Source organism: Trueperaceae bacterium (assembly GCA_031581195.1).
In the GTDB taxonomy this organism is placed as follows: Bacteria; Deinococcota; Deinococci; order Deinococcales; family Trueperaceae; genus SLSQ01.
The window spans coordinates 1-15,059 of record JAVLCF010000042.1; the positions used below are offsets into that span (position 1 = coordinate 1).

The window sequence follows — 15,059 nt, forward strand, 5'->3', positions numbered from 1 at the left end:
GGACGGGGCGCCCCCGACCCTGCTCGAGGACGGCCCCTGGCGGCTCCGAACCCCCCGACCGGGGGACCGCATCCGCCTCCCCGGCGGGACGCGCACCGTGCGCGACGTGCTGCGCGACGCCGGTATCCCTCGCGAAGCGCGGGATGCCGTCCGGGTCCTGGCGCGCGGCGACCGGGTCGGGTGGATCGACGGCGTCGCCATCGCCGAGGGGCACGACCCCGACGCCGTCGATCCCGACCGCGCGTTCATGCGTCGCGCGCTGGCGCTCGCCAAGGCGGCCGCCGCGGCGGGGGAGACGCCCGTCGGGGCGGTCGTGGTTCGCGACGGCGTCGTGCTGGGGGAGGGCCGCAACGCGCGGGAGGCGGACGCCGACCCGACCGGTCACGCCGAACTCGTCGCGATGCGCGCCGCGGCACGCCGCGACGGCGACTGGCGCTTGGCCGGCGCGACGCTGTACGTCACGCTCGAACCGTGCCCCATGTGCGCCGGCGCGGCGCTGGAGACGCACCTCGCCCGCGTCGTGTACGGCGCGCCCAACCCCCGCGACGGGGCGTTCGGCAGCGTCGTCGACCTGAGCGCCGGGGCGTTCAAACGCGTGCCGGAGGTCCGGGGCGGCGTCCTCGCGCGCGAGGCCGCCGCCCCGCTCGCGCCGTTCTTCGCCGCACGCCGGCGGTAGCGTCGGCCCCGCCGGCGCGAACGGGGTCCCGCCGGCCGCGCGGGTATGATCCCCCGGAATGAACATCCGCAACTTCTCGATCATCGCGCACGTGGATCACGGCAAGTCCACGCTCGCCGACCGCATCCTCGAGCTCACGCAGAGCGTCGACGAACGCGAGCGGCGCGACCAGATGCTCGACACCCTCGAGCTCGAGCGCGAGCGCGGCATCACCATCAAGGCGACCGCCATGCGGATCTACTACACCGCCGAGGACGGCGAGACGTACCTGTTCAACCTCATCGACACGCCCGGGCACGTCGACTTCAACTACGAAGTCAGCCGCGCCCTCCGCGCGTGCGAGGGGGTCCTGCTCGTCATCGACGCCAGCCAGGGCGTCGAGGCGCAAACCATCCAGAACGCCTTCCTCGCGATCGAGAACGGCCTCGAGGTCCTCCCCGTCGTCAACAAGATCGACCTCCCCAACGCCGACGTCGCCAGCGCCACGGCGGAGCTCGAGGAGATCGTCGGCGTCCCCGCCGACGACGCGGTCGCGGTGTCGGCGAAGTCCGGCGAGAATGTCGCGGCGATCCTCGAGGGGATCGTCCGGCACCTCCCGCCCCCCCAGGGGGATGCGGACGGTCCGCTGCGCTGCCTGATCTTCGACGCCGTGTTCGATCCCTACCAGGGGGTCGTGACCTTCGTGCGGGTCCTCGACGGTCGCGTGAAGGCCGGCGACCGCATCGAGGTCCTGTCCACCGGCGCGACGTTCGAGGTGGACAAGGTCGGCTTCTTCAAGCCCGAACCGACCGTCAGCGACGACCTGTCCGCCGGCGAGGTCGGCTGGATCACCGCCGGCATCAAGGACATCGCGCAAACGCAGATCGGGGACACGCTGACGTCGCCCGAACGGCGCAGCGACGCGCCGGTCCCCGGCTTCAAGCCGGCCCGCCCGGTCGTGTTCAGTGGGCTGTACCCCACCGACACCGAGGACTACCCGAAGCTCCGCGAAGCCCTCGAGAAGTTGGGCCTCAACGACGCCGCCTTCACGTTCGAACCCGAAACGAGCGATGCGCTCGGGTTCGGCTTCCGCTGCGGGTACCTGGGCCTGCTTCACGCCGACATCGTGCAGGCCCGCCTCGAACGCGAGTACGGCCTTTCGTTGATCGCGACGGCGCCGGCGGTCGTCTACCACGTCGACACGACGGCGGGGGAGACGATCGCGGTGCACAACCCCTCGACGTTGCCGCCCCCCACCGAGATCGCCGCGACGCGCGAGCCGTGGGTCCGCCTCAGCGTCTACGTCCCCGAAGCCTTCGTGGGCAACGCCATGCAGCTCATCCAGGAGAAGCGCGGGGAACTGAAGGACATGGTGTATCACGGCCGGCGGGTGGAGCTCCGCTACGACGTGCCGTTCGGGGAGATCCTCTACGACTTCCACGACCGCCTCAAGAGCCTCACGAAGGGCTACGCCTCCATGGATTACGAGCCGATCGGGGAGCGCGAGGAGGCGCTCGTGAAGATCGACGTGCTCGTCAACGAAGAGCCGGTCGACGCGTTGTCGTTCATCGCGCACCGCGACAAGGCGTACGAGGTCGGTCGGAAGATCGTCGACCGGATGGCGGAGGTCATCCCCCGCCAGATGTTCGCCGTCCCCGTCCAGGCGGCGATCGGCGGCAAGATCCTGGCGCGCGCCACCGTCCGCGCCTTCCGGAAGGACGTCACCGCGAAGTGCTACGGCGGCGACATCACCCGGAAACGCAAGCTCCTCGAGAAACAGAAGAAGGGCAAGGACCGCATGAAGCAGCTCGGGACCGTCGAGGTGCCCCAAGAGGCGTTCCTGGCCGTGCTGTCCAGCGACGACTGAGGGGTGCCCCCCGGCCCGCGTCCCGGTCCCCGGCTCGGGCGTCGCCCCACGCCGCTAGCCTCACCCCATGCGCCGCCGCACCCCGAAGGGCGTGACGCTCCTCGAGACGCTGCTCGTCCTCGCCCTCCTCGCCCTCCTCGCCGCGAGCGCCGCCCGCGCCTGGACGCCGACCGCCGCCGAACGCGCCGCTCGGGCGTACGCCGCCGACGTCCGCGCGCTCCGCGCCGCCGCGATCGCGGGCGGGACCGGCGCCATCCGGTGGGCGCCCGACGCGGGACGGTTCCTCGTGTGGCGCGGCGGTCCCGACCTCGCGGCGCACGTCGGGGAGGCGCGGTCCGCCACCGACCGCGTCGCGCCGCCGGCCGGCGTGGCGGTCGTCCGCACGTTGCGTGACGGCGTCCGTTGGACGCCCGACGGCTCCGGTCGCGCCTTCGCGGGGGGCGGCGTCTACGGTGGACGCGTCCGCTTCGCCGGACCGCACGCGACGTGGGACGTCGTCGTCGCCAGCTCCGGCCGGCTCCGCCTCGCGGAGGTCGCGCCGTGACCCCGCGCAGCGCGTCGTGGCGGGCCGGCCTCGGCCTCGTCGAGGTGCTCGTCGCGCTCGCGCTGTGGACGCTGTTCGCGACCGCCGTCGGGACGCTCCTGCTCGCCGCGCAGGACGCGACGCGCGCCGCAAGCGCGCTGGAGGCGGCGACCGCGACGCGGACCGCCCTCCGGCACGAGGGGCGCACCGCGTGGGCCGACCTCCCGGCCTGCCCCGAGGGCGCCCCGGCCTCCCGCCTCTGCGTCCGTACCGACGTGCGGTGCGACGTCGCCGCCCCCGACGGGCCATGCGACGGGGGGGCGTTGCACCACGTCCGCCTCGAGGGTCCGGACCTCGCTCCGCCCCTCGACGTGTGGCGGTACCGCCCGTGAGGCGTCCCCCCACCGCCGGCCTGACGCTGCTCGAGACGCTCGTCGCCGCCGCGGCGTTCGCGGTCTTCACCCTCCTCCTCGCCCCGCTCGCCACCGCCGCCGTCCGCTTCGGGGGCGGCGTCGCGGACGACGTCGCGGCGGCGACCCGAGCCCGCCTCGCCGCCGACCTCGTACGCTCGGAACTCCGCCTCGCCGGGCGCGCCGTGCCGGGCGACGGGCTGGAGCTGCACCGCGCCTTCGGTCCCGGCGGCGATGCGCTCCGCATCCGCTACACCGCCGACCGCGCCCGGGTCGAGACGAAGGACGTCCACCGCGACCTGTACGCCGCGCGGGACGGCCGGGGGCGATGGACGCTGTACGTCCGCCCGGTCGGGGGGCGGGCCCGCCCCTGGCTGCTGGGGGTCGAACGCCTGCACGTCGCCGCCGTCCGGACGGCCGACGGCGTCCTCCGGACGCGGGACGACGGTCCGTGGCGGGCGGTGCGCGCCGTCCGGGTCGATCTCGCGTTCGTCGACGCCCCCCCGACGTCGGTGTGGGTCGCGTGGGGCCGCAGCGTCGACCTGCGGCCCTCGCCGTGAGGCGCCGCGACGGGGCCGCGCTGGCCCTCGCGCTGTTGCTGGGGACGGCGCTCACCGCCGCCGCGACGGCGACGTGGCGCCTCGCGCACGTCGACCTGGCGGGCGCGCGGTACGCGCACGCCGCGACCCTGGCCCGCGAGGCGGCCGACGCGCACGCCGCGGGGTACCGCGCAGTCCTGCGTCACGCCGCCGCCCCTCGCGACGCGGCGTCCGCCGGACCGCCGTCGCGGGCGAGCGTCCGCGCGAGCGTGGAGCGGATGGAGGTGCACGGCCTCCCGGGCGGCACGCTCGTCCGGTGGGAGGGCACCTCGGACGGGGACGGCTGGCGGGTCGACGCGGAGGTCGAGGTGCGACGCGGGCGGGCGGTGGCGCGCGCCACCGTGCGTGCCGCGGCGCCCTGACGCGGTATCGTCCCGCGTGTCGCTACGAGCCCGTTTGAGCGCCGCCCTGTTGGCGGCCGGTCGACCGGTCCCCACCCCCGAACTGGCGAAGGCGTTGGAGGTCTCCCCGGACGCGGTGGAGGAGGCGACCCGCGACCTGCAAGCCACCCTCGACGACGCCGAACTCGGCCTGCGGGTGGAGGAGGTGGCGGGCGGCTACCGCCTCGTCGTCCACCCGTCGGTCGTGCCGGACCTCCACGGGTTCCTCGCGCCCCCGCCGCTTCCGCACCTGAGCGACGCCGCGATCGAGACGTTGGCGTTGGTCGCGTACCACCAACCGATCACGCGCGGCGACCTCGAGGCCGCCCGGGGTGCGTCGTGCAGCTCGACGCTGGAGACGCTCCAGGAGCGCGAACTCGTGAAGGTCGTGGGCCGCAAGGACGTGATCGGGCGCCCCCTGTTGTACGGCACGACGGAGCGGTTCCTCGTCGAGTTCGGCCTCGCCCGCCTCGAGGACCTGCCGGCGCTCGAGGACGGCCCCGAAGGCTTCCTGCGGGGGTGAGGGGGCGCTACCCGCCGGCGTGCGGGACGTCGCCCCGCGCGATCGCCTCGATCGCCGCCCGGTAGCCCACCGGCCCCAAACCGGTGATGCTGCCGGCGCACACCGGCGCCAGGAGGCTCTCGTGTCGGAACGCCTCGCGGGCGTGGACGTTCGACAGGTGCACCTCGATCACGGGGACGGGGATCGCGGCGATCGCGTCGCGCAACGCGACCGACGTGTGGGTGTACCCCCCAGCGTTCAGGACGACGCCGTCGACGCCGTCCGGCACCGCGTCGTGCAACCCATCGATCAGGGTGCCCTCGTCGTTCGATTGGGTGCAGCGGACCTCCGCGCCGTGCGCCGCGCCCCACGCGACGCACGCCGCATCGAGCTCCGCGAGGGTCGTGGGTCCGTAGACGTCGGGCTCGCGCCGCCCCAACGCCGCCAAGTTCGGGCCGTTCATCACCAGGATCTTCACGAGGCACCGTTCCTTTCCGTGCGGGGGGCCGCCCCTCCGTCGTCGCGCAGGGTCGCGACGTCCGCCGCGAACGCCCGCCAGGCCGCCTCCTGCGTCGCGACCGGGACGTCCCCCACCAACCGGGCGGCGCCCGGCCGTTCGGCCAGCACCCAACGCACCGCCCCCTCGCGGTTCTTCTTGTCGCGCAGCAGGTACGCCGCGAGGTCCGGCCAGGCGACGTCCGGTGGGGGGGCGGGCGCGACGCGCCGCACCAACCGCCGGGCGGCGTCCCGCCAGTCGTCCGCTGCGGAGGGGGCGAGATGCAGGTGCGAGAGGTGCGCGGCGTACAGGAGCCCCCACGCGACCGCCTCACCGTGCGTCAGGGCGTGCCCCGACGCCGCCTCGAGGGCGTGCCCCACGGTGTGCCCCAGGTTCAACGTCGCCCGCGCGCCCCCGGTCTCGTGCGCGTCGCGCGCGACGACGTCCGCCTTGACGCGGACCGACGCGGCGACCCACGCCGCCCACGCGTCCGGCGTGGCGTCGGGCCCGAACGCGCCGTCGAGCACGGCGGCGAGGAGGGCCGGGTCGGCCAACAGGCCGTGCTTGGCGACCTCGACGAGGCCCTCGGTGAACGCCGCCTCCGGCAGCGTCGCGAGTGCGCCGACGTCCATCAGCACCGCCCGCGGCTGCCAGAACGCACCGACGAGGTTCTTGCCCTCGGGCAGATCGAGGCCGGTCTTGCCCCCGATCGCGGCGTCCGCCATCGCCAGGAGGCTCGTGGGGACGTTCACCCACGCGACGCCCCGCAGGTAGCTCGCGGCGACGAAGCCGGCGAGGTCGCCGGTCACGCCGCCCCCGACCGCGACGACGGTCGCGCTGCGGTCGAGGGGGACCTGCGCGAGGCGGCGCAGGAGCGCTTCCCACGTCGCGACCGACTTGCTCGCTTCGCCCGGCGCCACCGCGAGGCGGACGACGCGGCGTCCGTCGGCGCGCAACGCCGTCGCGACCGCGTCTCCGTGCGGCGACGCGACGTTCGCGTCCTCCAGGATCGCGGCGTCGCCCGGCACGTACCGCGCGACGTCCGCCGCGACGCCCACCCCGATCCGGACGGGGTACGGCGGATCGACGCGGACGTCGACCGTGACGCTCACGCGTCGCGCTCCGTCGCGGGCGCCGCGTCCCCGCGGGCGCCGGCGGGCGGGTCGGGGTCCCGCCGCGCCAACGCCGGGTGCGCGGCCGCCCACGTGGTCAGTTTCGCGACGATCTCCTCGACGACGTCCTCGGCCTCCCGGTCGTCGCCCGACACCCGGATCGAGGCGGCGGCGTCGTACGCGGGCGCGCGTTCGGCGAGCAACGTCCGGATGCGGTCGGTGGGGTCGCCGACCTCGAGGAGGGGACGCTTGTGGCGCCGCGTGCGTTTGTAGATCGTTTCGGGGCTCGCCTGCAGCACGACGACCGGTCCTCGCCCCCGCAGCAGCTCGCGGTTGCGGGGCCGAACGACCGTCCCCCCGCCGGTGCTGACGACCACGTCCTGCAGCCGGAGCGTGCGGCGCACGACCTCGGTTTCGTAGTCGCGGAACACCGCCTCGCCGTACAGGTCGAGGATCTCGGGGATCGTGAGGCAACTGACCCGCTCGATGACCTTGTCGGTATCGATGAACGTCAGGCGCAAGCGACGCGACAACTCCCAGCCGATGCGGCTCTTGCCGGTCCCCATGAAGCCCGCGAGGGCGACCCAGCGCACGGGGCGGACGTCGTCCGCTCCGGAGGGCGCGGGGGCGGGCCGGGTCACCCGACGTACGCCTCCACCGCGGCGCGGTGCGCGGCGACCCGCTCACGAATCTCGGCGACGGTGTCCGCCCCGAACTTCTCCATCAGGGCGTCGGCCAGCACGAGCGACGCCATCGCCAGCAGCACGATCGAGGCGGCCGGCACGGCGGTCGTGTCGCTGCGTTCGCGGGCGGCGTCCACCGCCTGGCCGGAGACGACGTCGACGCTCGGGAGGGGCTGCATCAGCGTCGCGATCGGTTTCATGGCCGCGCGGACCACGAGCTCCTCGCCGGTGGTGATGCCGCCCTCCAGGCCGCCCGCGCGGTTCGTGCGGCGTTCCGGCGCTCCGCCGCCGGGGTACAGCGCATCGTGCACGTCGCTGCCCGGCACCGTCGCGGCGCGCCAGCCGTCCCCGATCTCCACGCCCTTCATCGCTTGGATGCTCATCGCCGCCTGCGCCAGCCGCCCGTCCAACTTCCGGTCCCACTGCGTGTGACTCCCGAGCCCGACGGGCACCCCCCGGAAGCGCGCCTCGATCACGCCCCCGAGCGTGTCGCCACGCGCCTTCGCGGCGTCGATCGCGTCGGTGATGGCGTCCTGCGCGTCGACGTCGAAACTGCGGATGGGGCTCTCGTCCAACGCGTCGAGGCGATCCCAGTCCATGCCGCCGTCGCAGTCGATCCCCCCGAGCGACACGACGCGAGCGGCACCCTCGACGCCGGCCTCCTCCAGCAGCCGGAGGGCGACGGCGCCCCCCGCGACCCGCGACGCGGTCTCGCGGGCGCTGGCGCGCTCGAGGACGTCGCGCAGGTCCTTGTGGCCGTACTTGATGCCGCCCGCCAGGTCGGCGTGGCCGGGCCGCGCCTCGTGCAGGGCGCGCTTCCGGGGTTCCCCGCCGGGTTCGGGTGCCATGACCTCCTGCCACGTCCCCCAATCGCGGTTCTCGATCTGCAGGCTCAGGGGGGCGCCCGTCGTGCGGCCGGCGCGGACGCCGGCCAGGATGCGGACCGCGTCGCGCTCGATCGCTTGGCGTCGCCCGCGCCCGTAGCCGCCCTGGCGGCGCCGCAACCACGGGTCGACGTCGCGTTCGGCGACGAGGTCGAGGCCGGCGGGAACGCCGTCGAGCAGGATCGTCAGGGCGGGACCGTGCGACTCGCCGGCGGAGAGGTAGCGAAGCATGCCGGGAGGCTACCACGCACGCCGTCCTGGACGCCCCTCGAGGCGGCCGACCGGAGCCCCTCAGTCGATGCGGTCGGCCCGCACGATCAACAGCAACTCCGTCTCCTGGCGGTCGGTTTCCGTCGTGCCGAACAGGCCCCCGATCGCCGGGAGGCGCCCGAGGACCGGGATGCGGCGCTCGTTACGCGTGAAGGTGCTTTCGAACAGGCCGCCCATCAGGACCGTTTGGCCGGGATCGACGGTGACGGTCGAGTTCACCGAGTCGTCGGCGATGTTCACCAGCGTCGGGCTTTCCTCGATCAGGTCGGAGATGCCCGCCTCGATCGCCAACGTGATGCGTCCGTCCGCCGCGACGCGCGGCGTGACGGTGACGTTCACGCCGTAGTCCACCGTCAACTCGACCGGGTCGCCGTCCGCGTTCGTGACGATCAACGTCAGTTCCCCGCCCGACCGAAGCGAGGCCGGTTCGTTGTTCAGCACCGTCAGCGTCGATTCGTCCACGCGCCGCGCCAGGTTCTGGCTTTCCAGCGTGTCGAGGACCGCGACGACGTTCAGGTCCGCGATGGCGCGCTGCGCGTCGAACAGGAACTCGAGGCCGGTATCGAGCAGGGTCGTCGCGACGTTCCCACGCGCCGCGGTCAGGTCCAGCCCGAAGGTCTCCACGACGCTGCGGTTGACCTCCTGGATGCGGACGTTCACCGCGACCTGCGGTTGTTCGCGGTCCAACGTCGGGAGGAGCTCCGCGATGCGGGTTTGGACGCGGGGTGCGGCGGTCACGATCAACGCGTTCGTGCGGGCGTCGGGCGCGACGGTGAAGGCGGCGTCGGCATCGGACCCGCTCACCGCGAAGTCGCTGGCGCGCAGGACGTCCGCCAACGCGTCGGCGGAGGCGTTGTCCAGTTCGTACACGCGTTGTTCGACCTGCGCCGCGGCGCTGGAGCCGTCGGCGGGGGGGAGCCCCACTTGACGCCGGAACCCGGCCAACGCGTCGGGCGGACCGACCACGATCACGTCGTTGGCGTCCAGGACGTAATCGAGGTCGTGTAGGCTCATCACCAACGCCCACACCTGCCGGAACGGCTTGGGGTCGCTCACGTCGTACCGCACGACCGTGTCGCTCACGCCGTCGACGATGGGGGTCAGGCCGACGGCGCGGGCGAGGGCGGCGACCATCACGTCGAGCGCCTCGCCGTTCCCGTCGGTGGACAGCGCGACCGGTTGGTCGAAGCGCGGGTCGTCCGGCGGCAGCGTCGCGGTCTGCGCGAACGCCGTCGCGACGAGCGCGAGGAGGGCCGTGAGGAGGAGTACGCGTCGTTTCATGATCACCGCCTGGGATCCAGAGTCAGGACGTGCGTGGCGTCCCCGAGCGCGAAGGTGGCGGTCCGGCCACCCACGTCGGCGAGCACGATGTCGCTCCCCGGGAGCGACTGGCCGAGAGCGAGCACGACGGGTGCGGGGTCGCCCGCCATGCGGAACACGCCGACGCCGACCGACCCGACCACCGAGCCGGTGAAGCGGACGCCGGCGGCGTCGAGGGTCGGGGCGAGGGTGCCGTCGGTGGTCGTGGCGAGGCCGCCCCCTCCGGACGTTCCGAGGAGGTCCGGCGACGTCGCCGCCGCCCCCTGCGGCAGGGTCGGCGTCCCGGCGGCGTCCGTGGGGACGGTGGCGCTCGGGAGGCCGGGGCTGGGCACGGCGGCGCTCGCGCCGCCGTCCGAACCGCTTCGTGCGGCCGGCCCGGGGTCGGTGCGGGGGCGCTGGAGGAGGGTGGGGGATGAGGCCAGCATCCGCCCCGGGAGCGCCCGCCGTGGGGTCGCGGCGTCGGGCGTGGCGGGCACGGTCGGCGCCGGCAGGGCCCGCGCCACGTCGGGGTCGGGGTCGGTGGGGTCGTCGGTCGGGCTGGCGCCGCTCGCGGCGTCCCCGACGCCGGCCGCGACGGAGGCGAACGGGTTGAGGCGGGTGGCGCGCGCGACGGCGTCGCTCGCGGAGAGCGCGGGGTCGGGCACGTCGCCGAGCACGCCCTCTTCGGTGTCGGCGTCGCCCGCGGCGGCGTCGGCCTCGGCGTCGCTCGGCGTCGGCGTCGCGGGGAACGTCGCGAGCTCCACGTCGCGCGCGACGATCCGTGGCGACGGTGCGTCGCCTCCGTCCTGCGAGGGGAGGGCGACGACGTCGACGTCGGATGGGCCGTCCGCCGCCTCGCGAGGGGCGGCCGCGGGGGGTGCGGGGTCGGCGTCGGCCCCGCGGGAGGCCGGCGACCCGTCGTTCGTTTCCCCGTCGCTCGTTTCCGGGGCGTTCGCCGCAGAATCGTTCGGGGCCACGTCCGCGGTGGTGGGGGCCGGCGGGCCCAGCCCGCCGCCGGCGAGGTTCACCCACACGAAGGCGGCGACGGCGAGCAGCAGCAGGCCGAGCAGGATCCGCGAGGTCCTCGAGAGGGTCACGGCGTCGCCTCCGCGCGGGCGTCCGCGGGAACGCCGGCGTTCGCGTCCGCCGCCGGCCCGGTGTAGACGAAGACCGTCACGCCGAACGACGCATCGAGGGTCGGGTCGGCCGCCGCGGCGCCGGAGCGGAAGGCGACCCGGTCGACGCGCGTGAAGCGTTCGAGGCGTTCGAGTTCCCCGAGGAACGCCATCGTCGCGCCGTACGTCCCTTCGCTGGCGACGTCGAAGGCGAGCGCGCGGACGTCCGGCTGCACGTCGGCGCGGACGCCCCCCTGCGCGAGGCGGGTGAGGCTCACGCCGCTCGCGTCGGCGCTGCGGCGCAGCGCCACGAGCAGGTCCGCGACGTCGCTCTCGCGAGGGAGTTGCGCGAGGAACGCCGCGCGGGCCGTATCGAGCGCCTCGATCTCCGCCTGCACCTGCGGCAGGCGGGTGCGGGCGCGTTCCGCGCGGGCGACGTCCGCGCGCAGCACCGCGATCTCGGATCGGGTGGCGGCGAGGTCGGCCCGCAACGGCTGGTAGGCGAGCGCGTACCAGCCGCCCGCCGCGCCGAGCGACGCGAGCGCGACGAGGATCGCGACGGTGCGGGGCGACAGCGCGGCGAGGCGGGCGCGCATCAGCGGTCCTCCGCCCCGTCGGCCGGTGCGGCGCCGTCGAGGGCGCCCACCGTCAGGCTGTAGCCGAACGTCGTAGCGTCCCCCTCGTCGCGGGTTCGGCTGGCGTTCTGGAACAGGACCCCGAAGCGGTCGTCCCCCTCGAGGTTCCCGACGAACGTGGACAGCACGTCGAGGCTGGCGGCGGTCCCGCCGATCGTCAGTTCCGCGTACACCGGGGCCCCCTCGAAGCGGGTGGGGTCCTGCGCGGGGGGCATGACCGCCTGCATCGACAGGCTGTCGAAGTCCAGGACCGGGGCGCCCCCCCGCCCGGCGGTCGGGAGGGTCGACAACAGCGCCGCGATCTCGTCGGTCCACGCGATCCGGCCGGCGGCGAGGGCGTCGCGCACGTCGGCGAGGCGTTGCAGGTCGTCGCGCCGCGCTTCGGCGCGGGCGAGGGCGTCGACCGTGGGTCGAAGCTCCACGACGCGCGCTTCGAGGGTTCGGCGTTGCGCGTCGGCGGCCTCCGCCGCCCGCCACGCCTGGACGTGGAGGGGGACGACGACCGCGGCGACGAGCAGCGGCACGAGGGCCGCGACGACCCGCCAGGTGGGCGGCTGCCGCGTCGCGCGCAGATCCTTCGGGAGGAGGTTGACGGCGATCACGGGCCCGACACCCCCCGCAAGGCGAGCCCGAGCGGCACGCCGAACTCCGGCGCCGTCGTCTCGAGGTAGGTCGCGTCGAAGCGGCGTTCGTCGACGACGACCGACAGCCACGGGTGCCCGATCCGCACGCGGATGCCGAGGGCGTCGGAGACCGCGTCGGGCAGGCCGGCGAGCTTCGCACCGCCGCCGCTGAGGAACATCCGCGCGATCGTGGCGTCCCCCGACTGCACCCGGAAGAACTCCAGGCTGCGGCGGATCTCCGTCGTGAGGTCGGTCAGGACCGGACGGAGCGCCTCGTAGACGTGTTTGGGTGGGTAGCGGTCGTCGTCGGACGCTGCGACGCTCAACAGCGACGCTTCGGCGTCGGCGTCCACCACGACCCGCCCCCGTTCGAGCTTCAGGCGTTCGGCGTCGTCGAACTCCAGACCGAAGCGGCGTTGCAGGGCGGTCGTGAAGTCGTCGCCCGACACCCCGATGTTGCGGTTCATCAACACCCGGTCGCCGCGCACCAACGTGATCGTCGTCGCGCTCGCGGCGATCTCCAGCACCACGCCGATCTCGTTCCCTTCGGTGTAGCCGCTCTGCGTCAGCGTGCGTTTCGTGAGGTGTTCGCCCAACAGGGCGCCCTTCAGCGACCGCAACAACGCGAACGGTTTGACGTCCATCACGACCGGCTCGAGCCCCGCGAGCTCGAGGGCGTGCACGTGCTCGCGGAGCAGGTCGAGGCGGGCGGCGGCGATGACGACCTGCAGGTCGTCGCCCTCCGCGACGTCGTCGGGGTCGTCGAGCAGGTCGTAATCGAGCGCGACCTCGTCGATGGGGAAGGGCACGTAGCGTTCCGCCTCCCAGCGGATCGCTTCGGCGACCTCGGCGCGGGACATGCGCGGGATCTCGATGTTGCGCGTGATCGCTTGGCGGTTCCCGACCGCCGTCACGACGTGCTTCGCGTCGATGCCGGCGTCGTCGAACAAGGTACCGACCTCGCGCGCGAGGCCCTCGGGGTCGGTGACGTGGTCGTCGTCGACCAGGCCGGGCGGCATGGGCCGCATCGCCAACTTCGCGAGGCGGGGGGGCGTCCCCGGCTCGAGCTCCACCACCTTCAGGTTGGCGGTCCCGATCTCCAGCCCCACCGCACGCACGGCGGGGCGGAAGAGCCGCGCGAAGCGGTCGCGGAGGGTCACGCTCGGTCCTTCATGCTGAGCGGAAGGCTAGCACGCGCGTTCGGGAGGCCCCGGTGAATTTGGGCGCACGACGGCACGCGCCCGGTCCGGACGGGGGCGTCAGCCCGCCTCGGGGTGCAGGCCCGGCGGGGGGTCGCGCCGCTCGTCGGACGCGCGATCCTCGGTTTCGTCCCGCCCGTCGCTGCGGCCCTCCTCGCGCGACCGCGGGGGGTCGGGCACCGGCGGCGGTTCGGGCAGCGTTTCGCCCCGCAGGACCGCCTCGAACTCGTCGCGGTGCAGCGTCTCGCGCTCCGTGAGGGCGGCGACGACGGCGTCCAGGTCGGGCCGGCGGGCGGCGAGGAGCGCCTCGATGCGTTCGTACTGCGCTTCGACGATGCGTTTGACTTCGGCGTCCACCTCCCGGGCGGTGGCGTCGCTGTACCCCCGGCCGGCGTCGCTCGCGGCGGCCCACGTCCCCTCGTCGGCGCTCAACGCGATCGGGCCGAGCGCGTCGCTCATGCCCCACCGCGTCACCATGCGGCGGGCGAGATCGGTGGCCTGCTGGAAGTCGTTCTGCGCACCGGTCGTGACGTCCCCGATCACGAGCGCTTCGGTGACGCGGCCGGCCAACGCCACCGCGATCCGGTCGAGCAGCTCGTCGCGGCTGGCGCTGGCGCGGTCCTCCTCGGGGACCTGCATGACGTACCCCATCGCGCGGCCGCGCGGCACGATCGTGATCTTGTGCACGGGGTCGGCGTGCGGCAGCAGGTGCGCGGCGAGGGCGTGCCCCGCCTCGTGGTACGCCGTCATGCGCCGCTCGCGGTCGCTGATGACGCGACTGCGTCGCTCGGGCCCCATCGTGACGCGGTCGGCGGCCTCGTCGAGGTCCTCGCTGCGGATGTCGCGGCGCCCCTGCCGTGCGGCGACGAGCGCCCCCTCGTTCAGCAGGTTCTCCAGGTCCGCGCCGACGAACCCGGGGGTGCGTTGCGCGACGCGTTGCAGGTCGACCGTTCGGGCCAGCGGCTTGTCGCGCGCGTGGATGCGGAGGATCGCTTCGCGGCCGCGCACGTCGGGCGCATCGACGACGACCTGGCGGTCGAAGCGACCGGGGCGCATCAGCGCCGGATCGAGCACGTCGGGGCGGTTGGTGGCCGCCATGATGATGACGTCGTGGTCGCTTTCGAACCCGTCCATCTCCACGAGGAGGGCGTTGAGGGTCTGCTCGCGTTCGTCGTTGCCCCCCGCGACGTTCATGCCGCGGCGCCGGCCGACGGCGTCGATCTCGTCGATGAACACGATGCACGGCGCGCTCTTCTTGGCGGTCTCGAACAGGTCCCGGACGCGCGCCGCACCGACCCCGACGAACATCTCGACGAAGTCGGAGCCGCTGATGGAGAAGAAGGGGACGCCCGCCTCGCCCGCCACCGCGCGCGCCAAGTGCGTCTTGCCGCTCCCGGGGGGGCCGGCCATCAGCACGCCGTGCGGGATGCGCGCCCCGAGCGCGTGGTAGCGCCCGGGCGCCCGGAGGAACTCGACGACCTCCTCGAGGTCGGCCTTCGCCTCCTCGACGCCGGCGACGTCGGCGAAGCCGATGCCGGTGTCCTCCTCGCTGGCCATCCGCGCGCGGCTCTTGCCGAACTGGCCGGCGCCGCCGTCGCCGCCGCCGGCGGCGCGTTGCCCGCGGAGCAGGAACACGACGAACGCCACCATCGCGACGAGGGGGAGGGCGTACAGCGCGACGGTGCCCCACGCGATCCCGTCGGGGGCGACGGTGACCTCGGCGCCGGCGGCGGTGAAGGGGCGCAGGTCCTCGGGGGGCGTCGCGAGGCGGGTGGCGTAGCGCGTCCCGTCCACCTCCGTCACGTCG

Annotated in this window: 17 protein-coding genes; 7 read left to right on the plus strand and 10 right to left on the minus strand. The window is 74.5% G+C overall.

The annotated features are described in order from the left end of the window. From tilS to scpB, 7 genes are all read left to right on the plus strand, one after another. Positions 1 to 676, plus strand: a 676-nt coding sequence (tilS, locus tag RI554_05405) for a tRNA lysidine(34) synthetase TilS (GenBank protein MDR9391448.1), incomplete at its 5' end; no start/stop codon positions are given. Between the two features lie 58 nt (positions 677 to 734). Next, positions 735 to 2,522, plus strand: a complete 1,788-nt coding sequence (gene lepA / locus RI554_05410) for a translation elongation factor 4 (protein ID MDR9391449.1) — start codon at positions 735 to 737, stop codon at positions 2,520 to 2,522. Positions 2,523 to 2,589: 67 nt separating this feature from the next. Continuing rightward, positions 2,590 to 3,066: a prepilin-type N-terminal cleavage/methylation domain-containing protein gene (locus tag RI554_05415; GenBank protein MDR9391450.1), complete on the plus strand. Its 477-nt coding sequence runs from the start codon at positions 2,590 to 2,592 to the stop codon at positions 3,064 to 3,066. Continuing rightward, a complete protein-coding gene (locus tag RI554_05420; GenBank protein ID MDR9391451.1) occupies positions 3,063 to 3,437 on the plus strand; it encodes a hypothetical protein in 375 nt (124 codons plus the stop codon). The genes RI554_05415 and RI554_05420 overlap by 4 nt, the downstream gene beginning before the upstream one ends. Further along, a complete protein-coding gene (locus RI554_05425; GenBank protein ID MDR9391452.1) occupies positions 3,434 to 4,015 on the plus strand; it encodes a hypothetical protein in 582 nt (193 codons plus the stop codon). Before RI554_05420 ends, RI554_05425 begins: the two co-directional genes overlap by 4 nt. Beyond that, positions 4,012 to 4,416, plus strand: coding sequence for a hypothetical protein (locus RI554_05430; protein ID MDR9391453.1), 405 nt, complete (start codon positions 4,012 to 4,014; stop codon positions 4,414 to 4,416). Before RI554_05425 ends, RI554_05430 begins: the two co-directional genes overlap by 4 nt. A 16-nt stretch (positions 4,417 to 4,432) precedes the next feature. Beyond that, on the plus strand, positions 4,433 to 4,957 hold the full coding sequence (scpB, locus tag RI554_05435) for an SMC-Scp complex subunit ScpB (GenBank protein ID MDR9391454.1): 525 nt from the start codon (positions 4,433 to 4,435) through the stop codon (positions 4,955 to 4,957). Between the two features lie 7 nt (positions 4,958 to 4,964). Here scpB and aroQ read toward each other — a convergent pair whose 3' ends face one another. From aroQ to ftsH, 10 genes are all read right to left on the minus strand, one after another. Beyond that, positions 4,965 to 5,414, minus strand: a complete 450-nt coding sequence (aroQ, locus tag RI554_05440; GenBank protein ID MDR9391455.1) for a type II 3-dehydroquinate dehydratase — start codon at positions 5,412 to 5,414, stop codon at positions 4,965 to 4,967. Beyond that, entirely contained in the window at positions 5,411 to 6,544 is a 1,134-nt protein-coding gene (gene aroB, locus RI554_05445; GenBank protein MDR9391456.1) for a 3-dehydroquinate synthase, read from the minus strand. Before aroB ends, aroQ begins: the two co-directional genes overlap by 4 nt. Further along, positions 6,541 to 7,185: a shikimate kinase gene (locus tag RI554_05450; GenBank protein ID MDR9391457.1), complete on the minus strand. Its 645-nt coding sequence runs from the start codon at positions 7,183 to 7,185 to the stop codon at positions 6,541 to 6,543. The genes aroB and RI554_05450 overlap by 4 nt, the downstream gene beginning before the upstream one ends. Further along, complete coding sequence (gene aroC / locus RI554_05455; GenBank protein ID MDR9391458.1) at positions 7,182 to 8,342, minus strand: chorismate synthase; 1,161 nt, start codon at positions 8,340 to 8,342, stop codon at positions 7,182 to 7,184. The genes RI554_05450 and aroC overlap by 4 nt, the downstream gene beginning before the upstream one ends. 60 nt (positions 8,343 to 8,402) lie before the next feature. Then, positions 8,403 to 9,662 carry a secretin N-terminal domain-containing protein gene (locus tag RI554_05460; GenBank protein ID MDR9391459.1) on the minus strand — a complete coding sequence of 420 codons (1,260 nt, stop codon included), beginning with the start codon at positions 9,660 to 9,662 and terminating at the stop codon, positions 8,403 to 8,405. A 2-nt stretch (positions 9,663 to 9,664) separates the two neighbouring features. Beyond that, the gene (locus RI554_05465) at positions 9,665 to 10,777 is read right to left on the minus strand and encodes a hypothetical protein (GenBank protein ID MDR9391460.1); all 1,113 of its coding nucleotides are present in this window, start codon (positions 10,775 to 10,777) and stop codon (positions 9,665 to 9,667) included. Then, the gene (pilO, locus tag RI554_05470) at positions 10,774 to 11,391 is read right to left on the minus strand and encodes a type 4a pilus biogenesis protein PilO (GenBank protein MDR9391461.1); all 618 of its coding nucleotides are present in this window, start codon (positions 11,389 to 11,391) and stop codon (positions 10,774 to 10,776) included. The genes RI554_05465 and pilO overlap by 4 nt, the downstream gene beginning before the upstream one ends. Next, complete coding sequence (locus tag RI554_05475) at positions 11,391 to 12,032, minus strand: hypothetical protein (protein MDR9391462.1); 642 nt, start codon at positions 12,030 to 12,032, stop codon at positions 11,391 to 11,393. Before RI554_05475 ends, pilO begins: the two co-directional genes overlap by 1 nt. Then, a complete protein-coding gene (pilM, locus tag RI554_05480; GenBank protein MDR9391463.1) occupies positions 12,029 to 13,213 on the minus strand; it encodes a type IV pilus assembly protein PilM in 1,185 nt (394 codons plus the stop codon). Before pilM ends, RI554_05475 begins: the two co-directional genes overlap by 4 nt. A 99-nt stretch (positions 13,214 to 13,312) precedes the next feature. Continuing rightward, on the minus strand, positions 13,313 to 15,059 hold a 1,747-nt coding region (ftsH, locus tag RI554_05485; GenBank protein MDR9391464.1), incomplete at its 5' end, for an ATP-dependent zinc metalloprotease FtsH.